At 56.7% G+C, this 12,724-nt stretch carries 12 protein-coding genes and 1 tRNA gene; 2 read left to right on the top strand and 11 right to left on the bottom strand.

What is annotated here, in order from left to right:
- Positions 1-149: 149 nt before the first annotated feature.
- From KJ653_01545 to KJ653_01525, 5 genes are all read right to left on the bottom strand, one after another.
- Positions 150-452 (bottom strand): DNA-directed RNA polymerase subunit L, encoded by a 303-nt coding sequence (locus KJ653_01545; protein MBU0684520.1) that lies wholly within the window; start codon positions 450-452, stop codon positions 150-152.
- Between the two features lie 63 nt (positions 453-515).
- Positions 516-728, bottom strand: a complete 213-nt coding sequence (locus KJ653_01540; protein ID MBU0684519.1) for a hypothetical protein — start codon at positions 726-728, stop codon at positions 516-518.
- A gap of 2 nt (positions 729-730) precedes the next feature.
- A complete protein-coding gene (locus tag KJ653_01535) occupies positions 731-3,058 on the bottom strand; it encodes a DEAD/DEAH box helicase (protein MBU0684518.1) in 2,328 nt (775 codons plus the stop codon).
- 53 nt (positions 3,059-3,111) lie between these two features.
- On the bottom strand, positions 3,112-3,429 hold the full coding sequence (locus KJ653_01530) for an iron-sulfur cluster assembly accessory protein (GenBank protein MBU0684517.1): 318 nt from the start codon (positions 3,427-3,429) through the stop codon (positions 3,112-3,114).
- 161 nt (positions 3,430-3,590) lie between these two features.
- On the bottom strand, positions 3,591-4,856 hold the full coding sequence (locus KJ653_01525) for a UbiD family decarboxylase (protein ID MBU0684516.1): 1,266 nt from the start codon (positions 4,854-4,856) through the stop codon (positions 3,591-3,593).
- Positions 4,857-4,871: 15 nt separating this feature from the next.
- On the opposite strand from KJ653_01525, the gene KJ653_01520 reads away from it, so the two are divergent.
- Entirely contained in the window at positions 4,872-6,635 is a 1,764-nt protein-coding gene (locus KJ653_01520; protein MBU0684515.1) for a glutamate--tRNA ligase, read from the top strand.
- Between the two features lie 3 nt (positions 6,636-6,638).
- Here KJ653_01520 and KJ653_01515 read toward each other — a convergent pair whose 3' ends face one another.
- The 6 genes from KJ653_01515 to KJ653_01490 all read right to left on the bottom strand — a co-directional run bounded on the left by KJ653_01515 (position 6,639) and on the right by KJ653_01490 (position 11,424).
- Positions 6,639-7,679, bottom strand: a complete 1,041-nt coding sequence (locus KJ653_01515) for a radical SAM protein (protein MBU0684514.1) — start codon at positions 7,677-7,679, stop codon at positions 6,639-6,641.
- Positions 7,664-9,058 carry a cysteine--tRNA ligase gene (gene cysS, locus KJ653_01510; protein ID MBU0684513.1) on the bottom strand — a complete coding sequence of 465 codons (1,395 nt, stop codon included), beginning with the start codon at positions 9,056-9,058 and terminating at the stop codon, positions 7,664-7,666. The genes KJ653_01515 and cysS overlap by 16 nt, the downstream gene beginning before the upstream one ends.
- Positions 9,059-9,090: 32 nt before the next feature.
- Positions 9,091-9,813 (bottom strand): serine O-acetyltransferase, encoded by a 723-nt coding sequence (gene cysE, locus KJ653_01505; GenBank protein ID MBU0684512.1) that lies wholly within the window; start codon positions 9,811-9,813, stop codon positions 9,091-9,093.
- Positions 9,813-10,745 (bottom strand): cysteine synthase A, encoded by a 933-nt coding sequence (gene cysK, locus KJ653_01500; GenBank protein MBU0684511.1) that lies wholly within the window; start codon positions 10,743-10,745, stop codon positions 9,813-9,815. Before cysK ends, cysE begins: the two co-directional genes overlap by 1 nt.
- Positions 10,746-10,862: 117 nt before the next feature.
- Positions 10,863-11,234, bottom strand: a complete 372-nt coding sequence (locus KJ653_01495) for a hypothetical protein (protein ID MBU0684510.1) — start codon at positions 11,232-11,234, stop codon at positions 10,863-10,865.
- A 116-nt stretch (positions 11,235-11,350) separates the two neighbouring features.
- A tRNA-Cys gene (locus KJ653_01490) sits at positions 11,351-11,424 on the bottom strand.
- Positions 11,425-11,578: 154 nt separating this feature from the next.
- Here KJ653_01490 and KJ653_01485 point away from each other — a divergent pair.
- Positions 11,579-12,724: transposase (locus tag KJ653_01485; GenBank protein ID MBU0684509.1), on the top strand; the 1,146-nt coding region annotated here is incomplete at its 3' end.

The raw sequence follows: 12,724 nt of genomic DNA, 5'->3' as shown, positions 1-12,724 counted from the left end.
TACGGTTCAGCCCTGGCGCGCTCCAGCATGACGTGATGATGGTCCTCTGCGCCCCTTACAGGGGCGTACGGCCGGAGCCGAATGGAGCGAGTGACATCGAGGGGTGGTCCCAACGGCCACCACCCGATGATTTACAGAACCGCACACGTTCAGCCAAGCTGCTTTTCAACCAGCTGGCGGGCTTCTTGGAACTGGTTCGTGAGGGACTTTGCGGCCTTCTTGAGGGCGGCCTGTGGCTTGCCTTCCTTGACCTCCACGACCAGGACGGGCTTGTCGAGCTGCGGGTGGCCTGTCGTGTACCTTGCATCGGCCACGTTTTTATCCTGGAGCAGCTCATGGATGAGCGGGTAGATGAGAGTCTCATCGGGGTCGACGATCTCGACCTTAATGCTGTCCTTCTTCTTCTCGAGCAGCTTGAACTCCATGGTTCTCAGTTTCACTCGTATGGGCATGGGGTTCATAAAACTATCTCCGCTGCTGGAAAACCTCTGAGCGGCGGATTATTGGCCTCTGGCTCACTTCCTCTTCGTGGGCTTCTTCTTGGTCGCCTTCGGTTTGGCCTTTGCCTTCGACCTCTTCTTCTCCTTGACCTGGACGACATTCCTGCCGCGCGGATACATCGTGCCGCACATCTTGCAGACGTCCACCTCACACCATTTCGCATCCTCGGTGGCAACGATCTTGATGATGCACGCACTCTCGCACAACGGACACTTGTTCATGGACATCTCTATCCTTCCTCCTCGCCGAATTTCTTCCTCAGCACTGTATGTATTCCATCAGCGATGACCCTACCGATGCCATCCACTTTCATAAGCTCTTCGACGTTTGCGTCGGCGATGCCCTTGACGCTGCCGAACTTCTCGAGCAGCCTCTGGGCGAGCGTGGCGGATACATTCGGAAGCCCTTGAACCAGGAACATCTGTCTGCTGGCGACATTGAGTGTCGTCTGCACGCCCTTCTTCTCCTTGGACTGTCTCGCGCTCTCTTGCCTGAAGAGCGATTGGATCGCTGAGGCCGTCTCGTCCGCATCCCCTGTCGGCAGCACAGGCATGTGATACTCTGAAAGAAGTGCGCTTAGCGCGTCGTAGACTGCCGAATTGCTCGCCTGGTTGCCTTCTCCCTCAGGTTCTCCTTGTACGATCAGGATCGGGTGAAGGTATTCGTGTTTCAGTTTGGCCAGCGTTGCCATGATGGAGCCGTCCGAGATGCCTTCGATGAACTGGTCCACCGTACGGAAAGCGACTGCAACCCTCTTGGAGACGATGATGTCCGCGCTCTCCAGATCCTTCACGTCCGTTTCGAACCCCAGGTCCTTGAGCGCCTTCGAGAGGCCTGCATCATCGACCCTCGGAGAGACGACAAGCTGAGGTCCATCAGCCTCCGTACCTTTGTCGTATACTCCTAGGGATCTCTGACCCTTCTTCTCCGAAGTCTTCCTGGCCAGCTCCTCCTTTGCCGTCTCGGGTCCGACGGTCATCATTTCGGTGAGCTCGACCTTTGTCAGCGCGGGTCTCTGCGCAGACGGCAAATCAGGGAGTCCTCGTTTCGCCCTCAGCTTTCTCCTCAGGGCCTCGAGTTCTCGGCGCATCTGCATTTCCTTCCTCCTGCTGGACCAGACGTACGCCTCGTCCCTAGTGGCTCGAGTGACAAGAACCACCACCTTCCCTGCGCGTCTTCTGCCGGTCCTTCCACGACGTTGGATCGTCCTTATCTCAGACGGGACTGGTTCGTAGAAGACGACAAGGTCCGTCGAGGGTATGTCCAGACCCTCCTCGGCTATGGACGTGGATACGAGGATGTTGAACTCTCCGCTTTGGAACTTCTCGATGATCTCCTTCTGCTCCTTCTGGTTGAGCCCAGTGTCCTCTCCTTTGCTCGCTTGGCCGACAAACCTAACGGGCCTGAACCCCTCGATCTTCTCGAGCGTCTGTGTCATTTGGTCGCACATGTCCCTGTAGTGGGTGAACACGATGACTCTGGACTCGGGGTTTGCCAGAAACTGCTGCTTGAGTATGGGAACGATCTTCTCCAGCTTGGGATGGTCCCTCTCCATGCCGTATAGCAGAGTGCGGGCCTGCTGGAACCTGGCGTCCTTCACCAGATCCCTGGAAGCTTTCGAACCGCCCTTTTCCCCGCCCTCCTTCAATATCTTGGCGAAGTAGTTTTCCAGGGCCCCCTTCCCCTGGGTCTCAGCGAGCTCTACAGCGTGGTTGATCTTCATAGCCAGCGCCTGCGTGCTCGCGGCCCGGAACACCTGAAACGATTTCCTCCCTGAGTTGAGCCGGGCCCGGATCACATTCCCAGCCTCGAGCAAATCCCTGGTGGTCGCGGGCTTCTTAGGGTCTATGAATCCCCATCCCCTTAGCTTCGCCAGCTGCTCGTCGAAGATCTGTTTGAGCAGATGGACGACACTGGACATGCCTTCCTGGACGTTGACAGCGATGTACTCGGTGCTGACATCCTGCGTGTACTTGACAACATCCTCATCCAGCTCCGATCTGATCTCGACATTCGTGATGCCCAGGTTTTCGCACACCTCGGCTATCTTGGAGACATCGGACCCTGGAGATGCAGTCATCCCAAGGGCAAGGCCTGAGTATCTCTTTCCTGTGGAGACATAGGCGTAGTCGCCGGCCGCCCTGTGTGCTTCGTCGAAGACGATCAGGTCGACGCCGTCAAGGCCAATTCTACCCTCATCCAGGTCGTTCTCTATGACCTGCGGGGTTGACACCACGAGCCGGCTCTCCTTCCAGATGTCCTTCCTCTCTCTCGGATGGACCTCGCCAGTGAACATCGAAGGTTCGAACTTGAGGAGGTGCTCTTTCAGGAATCTCGAGTGCTGCTCGACTAGCGGCTTGGTAGGGGCCATGAAGAGTATCTTGCCTCTCTTCTTCAGCAAGGTCTCCGCAATCACGATCAACGCGACTATCGTCTTGCCCATGCCAGTGGGGAGCACGACCAGCGTGGACTCTTTCAGGGCCGAGGCTGCGATATTGGTCTGATAGTCCCTCTGCTCTACTGAAGAGGGTGTTATGAGCTCGTGCTCAACGAACACGAGCCATTGAGAACGGACCTAGAGTATGAAGCTTTTCTCTCAGGGAGCCGAATCTAGTGACAGCCTGCGCACGAGCTGCAAGAACCTGCGCTGCTCGACTTCACACGGACCACGACTCCAGGTCCTTCAGGCGTGTCTACTGAATCCACGACGGCTTCCTTCAGCTCTGGCTCGAGCTCCTTCTCATAGATCAGGTTGAACCCGTCGACCTTGATCTCCACATCGTCTTCCTTCTTCTTGTCGAAGGCCATCATGTATGCCGGACCTGAGCACCCGTATCCACCGAAGAAGACTCTGATGGGGTCGCTCTTCTTTGCCTCTTTTATTATGGCCTTGATCGTCTCTGTTGCCTTTGGCGTGACAGTTACCATTTGGTAGCCTCTGGATGATTTAGGACGGAACCATATATAATTCTTTTCGCCTAACTGCAAGCCCCCGTCTGGAAGGGGCCAGTCTTCATGACCATGCCCCTTGGATGCGATGCTTCTGCCTGGCAGGTCAGACCCATGTCCGGTACATTGCCTTGACCGGGTTAGACCGGCTTGACTCTGTCGAATCCCTCGCCGCCGATCGGTTTGGTGGCGTCTATGCCGACCTTGGTAGTCGTCTCATCAGCGCTTGGGTCAAGGCTGCTCCCGCGCGCATTCTCTATCATGACCAGCCCCTTGTGTCCCTGGAACCGCGTCGCCACGGCCCACTCGACATCCCTGTCGTCGAAGATATCGATGTCGTTGTCCACGATCGTGACCATCTTCATCGATGGATGGGCTCCCATGGCCGCCATTATAGCATTAACGCCATCGCCCTCTTTCTGCTTGGTGATCGAGACGACTCCGTGGAGCCAGCAGCAGCCTCCTTCGGTCAGACGTACAGCATGAACCTCCGGTACCGCGAGCCCGACGGCTCTCTGGATCACAGGCTCGCGAGGCATGCCCATCATCAGATAGTGCTCGTTGACTCCCGGTAGGATGATCTGGAAGATAGGGTCGTCCCTGTGGTAGATCCTGTCGATCTCCACAACCGGCTGCTTTCGAACCGGGTCCACCGTGCCCGTGATGTCCACGAACGGCCCTTCGTCGTGGACCTCCTTCGTCATCCTTCCCTCGAATATGTATTCTGCAAACGCCGGCACGAGCAGTCCGCTCCTTGTCTTGCGGACGCAGACAGGCTCGTTGAGACAGAGCTGCCTCAAGGAATTGGCGACCGTGAGTTCATCCTTGCCGAATTCCAGGTTCATCGCGGCAGAAAGCATGATAGAAGGACAGAGACCGACCGCGACCGCGATCTTGAGGTCCTCCCCCTTGGCCATCGCGCGCTTGTGAAGCGCGAAAAGATGCCTTGGGACCACTCTGATCGCGAACTTGTTCTCGCCTATCATCATCAGTCTGTGGAACGACAAGTTCCTGATCCCATCATGCTCGGCGACGACGACGCCAGCCGTTATGAATCGGCCACCGTCCGTGGGGTAGAATTTCGGTATTGCCGATTCCCGAAGGTCGAAGTCCGTAAGGATGTTCTTCTCGAAAGGCGCCTTGTCAATCTCTTGAGGCTGTGACGGAGAATCCATCGCCTGCATCATCTTCCTCGTCAGCTCCTCAGGTGAGACGCCCATTGCCCGAGCGATCCTCTCCCTAGTGGACCACAAGTTACCTACTGCCCTGAATCCGTCAAGGTTCTCGAAGAGGACAGGCTTCATCTTCTCCTTGAACAGGGTGTTTGTCAGTTCAAGCTCCCTAGAGACATGTCCCTTGACAACAACGGTCTCGTTGAACTGGTTCAGAAGCTCCCTGACGGCCAATCAGACACCCTTCTGATGCATTACCAACTGGCTATTTCTATCCTTTCGTGGCCGCGGGGCGCTCGAATTCGGCTCATAGTCTTTTATACGTTCTCGCCAATCGAGTCGGTCGTGGACATAGGACAAATCATCAGGAAATACGCTCTTCAGAACGCGGTCCAATTCAACGGCAAGGCGACCGTGGGCGCCGTTCTCGGAAAGGTCATGGCGGAGAACACCGAGCTCAGGCCAAGAGCGAAGGAGCTCACGACCCTGGCGAAGACCGTTGTCGATGAGATCAACAAGATGCCCGCCGAGGCTCAGAAGAAGGCGCTGGAGGAACTGGCCCCGGAGCTCCTGGTGAAGGAGTCCAAACAGAGGGAGACGGGACTGCCAGACCTTAGGGGCGTGACCGGGGAGGTCAGGATGAGGATGGCTCCGAACCCGTCTGGCCCGCTTCACGTCGGCCACAGCAGGATGGCCATTCTCAACGATGAATATGTCAAGCGGTATGGCGGCATCTGCTACAACAGGTTCGAGGACACCGACCCGGCGAGAATCGACCCAAGCGGGTACGACACGATCCCAGAGGACTTCGCATGGCTCGGTGTCAGGATCGACAAGACGATCATCCAGAGCGAGCGGTTCGAGATCTACTACGACATCGCGAAGAACCTCCTCGAGATGGGCAAGGCGTACGTGTGCACATGCAAGCCCGAGACCTGGCGCGATCTCAAGAATCACAAGAAGCCATGTCCCCACAGAGAGCAGCCTCTGTCCGAGCAGATGCTGCGTTGGGACCTGTTGTTTGACGGGTCATACAAACCCGAGGAGGCGTCGCTGATGGTCAAGACGGATCTCATGCATCCGAACCCGGCAATCAGGGATTTCGTCGGGCTCAGGATCGATGACACTCCGCACCCGAGGACAGGTACCAAATACAGGGTGTATCCGCTCATGAACCTGGCAGTGGCAGTTGACGACCATCTTCTCGATCTCACTCATGTCCTCAGGGGGAAGGACCACCTCAACAACACCTTCAGGCAACAGTACCTGTACGATTATTTCGGGTGGAAGAAGCCCGTGTACATCCACTATGGTCGCGTGTCCATCGAGGACGCTCAGCTGTCAACATCCAAGATGGCCAATGGCATCAGGGAGGGCTTGTACTCTGGCTGGGACGATCCTCAGCTTGGCACGTTGAGAGCCCTTAAGCGCAGAGGCATAAGGCCGGAATCATTGCGAAGATACTGGCTCGAGACTGGGATTAAGGAGGTCGACATCGAATTCTCCTGGAAGACACTGTATTCGTTCAACCGGGAGCTCATCGACGACTCGGCGGACAGGTTCTTCTTCGTCAGCGATCCTGTGAAGGTCAAGATCGAGGGAGCGCCTGACCTTGTCAGCAAGGCACCTGTTCACCCTGACCACCCCGAGCGAGGGATAAGGGAGATCAGAATAGGTCCTAAGCGAACGGTCTATGTCTCCCGGGACGACGTTCCTAAGGGTGACGGCAAGCTGAGATTGAAGGACCTGGGCAACATCGAGTTCAAGGGCGGTGTGGCTCACTACATCGGCAACGATCTGGGGGTTCTGAAAGAGGGCGTCCCGATCGCCCACTGGGCTCCATTGTCGTCCTTCGATGCCGAAGTCCTGATGACCGACGGGACCGCAAAGAAGGGCAAGGCGGAGCCTCTGCTTGCTGCCGCTAAGGGCAAATTGGTCCAGCTCGAGAGGTTCGCGTTTGTCCGGGTGGAGGAAGTCTCCCCCATCATCAGATGCGTCTTCGCTCACAGATGACCGCTACACGTCCCAGAACGGCACGAGGTCGCACGATAGACAACTGTGGCACATCGTCTTGAACCTCAACGGCGACAGGCCATAGCTCTTCAGGATCTTCTTCTGCTCCTTGGCCAGATTCAGCATTCTGTCGGCTGTGACTGGCACCAAAGTTCCAAGGCATTCCTCCAACCCTAGGATGTTGTACTCGTTCCTTCTCAAAGCTCTGAGAGTGGCAACAGCTCCCATGTTCGCCAGGACCTTGGTCCCTTCTAGGATGGTCTCGTCCGTTTCGCCGAGCCCGAAGATGATGTTCGAGCACACTCTGTTCGATCCGAAGACCTCGCACGAATGGTTGATGACATGCAGTATCGTGTCGAAGTCCCTGTTCGGGCAGATCTTCTCAAATATGTCCCTATCGAACGACTCGATGTTGAGCTTGATCTCATCAGCGCCAGAATCCTTCAACGACTCCACCTCGTCTGGCCTTGTGGCATAGGGTTCGACCCCGATGGGAACCTCTGGCAGCATCTCTCTGACCTTCCTGACGAGCCCGGCCATCCGCTTCACGGTCATCCCAGGCGACTCCGGGACAGCGCTCGTGAACGCCACGGACTCGAAGCCCTCCTTCTTGGATGCGTCTCTCACCATCGCGACGATCTTCTCGTCAGTGAGGTCCTTCGTGATGTCGTGCCCCAATCTCGGGGATGCGCAGAACTTGCAGCCCATGACGCACGCATGGTCTATGTTGACAAATGCCTGGAACGGGGCATGAAGGAGCGTGGGGACCAGCTCAACGTTGGTAATGAATCTCTTGCCTCCCCTGAATATGGAGAGCTTCCCATCATGGTCTACCAATTCGAATTCGCCGACCTCGCGCGAGATGGGTTTCTTTGCTCGGGTGTTCCCGAAGGCGAACACGACCCCGACCGCACCAGCCCCTGGCCCTGCCGTGGATCTGCTGGGCAAGAAAGGCAGTCTGAAATCCTGGGGGATTTTGACGGGACCCCCTGCCAGGAGCTCGGCCTTCTTCTTGGCGATATTGGGACTTACTTTCGCTTCCATACAGTACCATCTTTGGTGTCCTGGGTGTCGACGCCCAGCCCGGCCAGCTCCTTGCGTATCCTGTCGGCCTCGGAGAAGTCCTTTCGCTTTCGTGCATCGTTCCTAGCCTTCACGAGCAGGTCGATCTTGGAATCGCCCTCAGTCGTCGCAGGTTCCGTCTTGCGGAGAACCCCGAAGATGTCGTTGAAGTCATCGAAAACCTTGAGGATGTTTTCTGCACCCTTCTTGCTCAGCCTGCTCTCGCTCTGGAGTCTGTTCGCCTCCCTTGCGAGCTCGTACATCACCGCCGCCGCCTCGCGCGTTGAGAAATCGTCGTCCATGCGCTCCTCGAACTGCTTCCATGCCTTCTCGCAGATCGCCTTCGCATCGTCGTTCCCGGCTGCGGTCTTGAGCGCGGACTCCATCGAATCGTAGGTCTTCTGGAGCCTCTCTAGGGCCTTGTCAGTCTCCTCCAAGGACTTCTCGGTGTAGTCCAGAGGCTGCCGGTAGCTCGCGTTCAGGATGAAGAATCGGACAACCTCAGGCGAGAACCTCGTCAGAATGTCCTTGATCGAGAAGAAGTTCTTCAGCGACTTGGACATCTTCTCCTCATCTATCGTGAGCAGGCCGTTGTGCATCCAGAACCGGACGAACTGGGCGTCATTGAAAGCCTCTGACTGGAGTATCTCGTTCTCATGATGAGGGAACACCAGTTCCGTGCCTCCGCCGTGGATGTCCACGGTCTTGCCGATGTGCTTCAGGCACATTGCCGAGCATTCGATGTGCCAGCCTGGCCGGCCCTTGCCCCAGGGGCTGTCCCAGGAGATCTCGCCGGGCTTAGCCGCCTTCCAGAGTGCGAAATCCATCGGATCATGCTTGTCCTCTGCGGGTTCGACCCTCGCACCAGCCTGCATCTGTTCCAGGCTCTGGCCTGACAGCTTGCCGTAGATCTTCGCCTTCTTGACGCTGAAGTACACGGAGCCGTTTGACTCGTATGCGTAGCCCTTGTCGACGAGCCCCTTGACCATATCGATGATTTCGGGCATCGTCTCGCTCGCCTTCGGGTACACGCTCGCGCGCCTGATTTCGAGGGCATCCATGTCATGGAAGTACTCGTCGATCATGTTCTGAGACAGCTTCAGTGGTTCGATGCTGAGCTCCGCTGCGCGGTTGATTATCTTGTCGTCCACATCTGTGAAGTTCGTCACATGGTTGACATCGTACCCCTTGTGCCTCAGATACCGCACGATGACGTCGAAGTTGATGGCGGACTTGGCATGTCCTAGATGCGACTGGTCATAGACCGTCACGCCGCACACGTACATGCCCACCTTGCCTTTGTGCAGCGATTCGAACGGCTCCTTCGTCCTAGACAGCGTGTTGAATAAAACCAGCGCCATGGGCTCTCAACTCTCAAATGTTGGGAGAGCTATTAATGCTTCTCCTCGACTGGACATGCCAGCTCCGGGACCTTGACCGCCGGCACCTGTGGCACGGGGATCTTCTCGTGCTTCATCCCGAGCTTGTTCTCGATCTGCTCCAGCCTGTACTCCATCTCGGATAGGCTGTGGCACATGTCGATGAAGGCGCTCACGACAGGGTCGGGCAGCTCCTCATGGTGCAGGTCGATGGTCGTCACTCCCGTCCTCTGGACCATCTTAGCAGGTACGCCTACTACCGTCGAGTTCGGAGGAACGGATTTCACGACGACTGACCCTGCCCCTACCCTCACGTTGTCCCCGATGGTAACGGGCCCGAGGATGGTCGCTCCAGCGCCTATGACCACATTGTTGCCGATGGTCGGATGGCGCTTCTTCTTCTCCGTGGCCACTCCTCCCAAGGTCACCCCCTGGTAGATCGATACATTGTCTCCGATCTCGGCCGTCTCACCTATGACGACCCCTGTGGCGTGGTCTATGAAGAAGTTCTTGCCGATAACGGCCCCCGGGTGGATGTCCGCACCGGTCAGCCATCTTGAAATGTAGTTGATCATGCGCGCGGTCTTGTACCGTTTCTTCAGGTACAACCGGTGGGCAGACCTGTGCAACCTGATGGCGTGCAGTCCTTGGCTGAAGAGCAGAGCCTCCGCTCGGCTCTTCGGAGCAGGGTCTCGCTCCAGCACTATGTCCACATCGTCCTTCTCTTCGACCGACATTATGGATTCTCTGCAAATAGCTCAGTGCTCAAATACCTTTCTCCAGTATCTGGCAGCACGACCACGACCGTCTTTCCAGTGCCCAATTCCTTGGCGACCTTGAGGGCGGCGAACGCTGCAGCTCCTGAAGAGATGCCCATAAGCAATCCCTCCATCTTCGCCAATGCCTTTGTCGTCTCGACCGCGTCCTTCGTCGGGACCTTGATGATGGAGTCATAGACCGTTGTGTCCAGCACGCTCGGGACGAACCCGGCCCCGATTCCCTGGATTTTGTGCGGGCCGGGCTTGCCGCCTGAGAGCACCGGGGAGTCCTCCGGTTCGACGGCGACGATCTTGACGTTCGGGAACTTCCTTTTCAGGACCTGGCCGACTCCGGTAATTGTTCCGCCAGTGCCAACTCCAGCTACGAAGGCATCCACGGTGTCAACAGCCCTGATGATCTCCTTTGCGGTCGTCTTCCTGTGGATCCATGGATTGGCTTTGTTCTCAAACTGCTGCGGGACGAACGAGTTGGGCGTTGACGCCGCGAGCTCCTCAGCCTTCTTGAGCGCCCCCTTCATCCCATCAGGCCCGGGTGTGAGCACGAGCTGTGCCCCAAGCGCGGCCAGTAGTTTCCTCCGCTCGATGCTAATGGTCTCGGGCATGGTGAGGATCAACTTGTAGCCCTTCACGGCACAGACCATCGCAAGCCCTATTCCCGTGTTGCCTGATGTGGGCTCGATTATCGTCGTGTCCTTCGTGATCTTGCCCTTCCTCTCTCCCACCTCGATCATCGCCTTCGTTATACGGTCCTTCACCGAAGATGTCGGGTTGAAGGACTCGAGCTTCGCGTACACGGTCGCAGCCCCTTCAGGTACCACCCTGTTGAGCCTGACCATGGGCGTGTTGCCAACAGTTTCGAGTATGTTGTCCAGAACTCTGGGTCTTGCCATATTTGTGCCTCCTCCGGCCACATAAACGCTGTTATATATGGGCGTTGTGCCGAGAATAATGACAATCTGACCATAAAGCATGGTGCCCTTCGTACCGAAGGGCAATCCTGCCTGTTGTCAGCTCTTCTTACAGATGTCACAGCCGCTCAGGTTCGACGCGATCTTGTGCATCCTGCAGAACTCGTCATCCGACCTGATGTCCTTGCAGGCAATGCATAGAACACCGTACCACTCGTACCTGTCCTCCCCCTTGACAATCCTCTTGGCAATGCTATCCGCATAGATCTTGATTTTTGGGAAGGTCTCCGTCATCTTTGCGCTCCCAGCCCTGGCTGAGCTCAGGTACTGGCTCACCGAGGCCTGAGTGATGCCCAGCTTCTTCGCTATGTCCGACTGCTTCATATGGTACTTGCCGGAGAGCTCTTTCACGACCGACGCTCTGAGAGATGGAAGGATCTTGCCGACCACTAATTCGCAGGGGGTCTTCATCGTATGCACCGAGGTAACGACGTACGCGTTTGCCAGTACTTAGCTAACGCCGTTATTTCAAGGGTAGCGGAATCAACCGTATAAACCTTTCAGGACAACGGTTCTAGAAGGCGCGGTGGGGCCGGGGACGAGAATCGAACTCGTGTTTGCGGATCTGCAGTCCGCCACATGGCCGCTCTGTCACCCCGGCATGTACGCCGAACAACAACACTCTCTGTATTTATTGGTTTATGCCGGTTCTGTGCCCATCCGGGTGGTGAAGCGCTCAGAGAGTGTGGCAACTGGCTCCCGATTGCTACATGTAGTCAATAGAGGCTTGTACATCGTCCAGTGTCAGGGATGAGATGCTGGTCAAGGGGGTCGTATTCCGGCTTGAGACGGGTCTTCCATCGGAGGTGAAGTCCCTGCTCGAGGACTTCAGATTGGCGGTCAACAACGCGATTCGAGCCGGTCTCCAGGCGAGAGTAACCTCGAGAAACGCCTTGAATAGAATCGCGTACAAGGACTTTCGCCATGAATACCCGAGGATGTATGCTCAGCATCTTGTATCAGCGTTCGAGGTCGCTGGCAGCGTCCTCAAGAACCATCGCAGGCTCGTTCGCAAAGGCGTTGCGCGCAGGATTCCATATGTCAGGCGCCTCATGATGAAGGCAGAGAACCAGGCGTACAAACTTGATCGTGAGTCCGGAACCGTAGACCTTCCGATTAGAGCCGGCTGCCATGTGAAATTGAATCTCATCGTCAGCCAGTATCATCGGAAGTATCTGGATGACTCTACTCTCTCCCTCGGATCGCTGACCCTTCTTTCAGATCGGGTCATGATAGCCTTCAGGAAGGTTGCCCCTGCACCGTACACCCCCGCATCCGTCCTTTCTCTCGACACCAACGAACGCAGCCTGGACGGCGTGTTCGTAGACAGTCATTCTGAAGCAGCGGTCACGGTCAAGGCCGAATTCCCTGACGTAGCCATCATTCAGCATCGGCATCACGACAGGCGGAGAAGGTTGCAAAGGAAGAAGGCGCATGACAGGCGCACCGCTAGAAACCTGTGTAGGAGGGAAGGCACAAGAGAGCACCATCGGATCGAGTACAGGCTCCACCAGGTTGCGGATGCCGTGCTCTCACTTGCCGAGGACAAGAAGTCAGCTGTAGTCTTAGAAGATCTGACCGGAATCCGGTACAAAAGAGGGAAGGATCTGAATCGCCGCCTCGGCCTGTGGCCGAGGAGGAAGCTGCATCAGATCATCGAGTACAAGGCCCAGTGGAAGGGTATCCCTGTCGTCAAAGTCGATCCACGATACAGCAGCAGAAAGTGCCCGGCATGTGGGAGAATACAAGATTCCCGAATGGGCACGGAGTTCGTGTGTGAGTGTGGCTGGCACCTCGACAGGCACATAAATGCCAGCATCAACCTGCTGCAGACAGCCATCTCGAACGGGATGGCAGGGGGTCTACGGTTCGACCCCGGCGCGTTCCAGCATGACGTTGTG

The sequence above is a fragment of the Candidatus Thermoplasmatota archaeon genome (assembly GCA_018814355.1).
In the GTDB taxonomy this organism is placed as follows: domain Archaea; phylum Thermoplasmatota; class Thermoplasmata; order UBA10834; family UBA10834; genus COMBO-56-21.
This window is presented reverse-complemented; position numbering and strand designations above follow the sequence as displayed.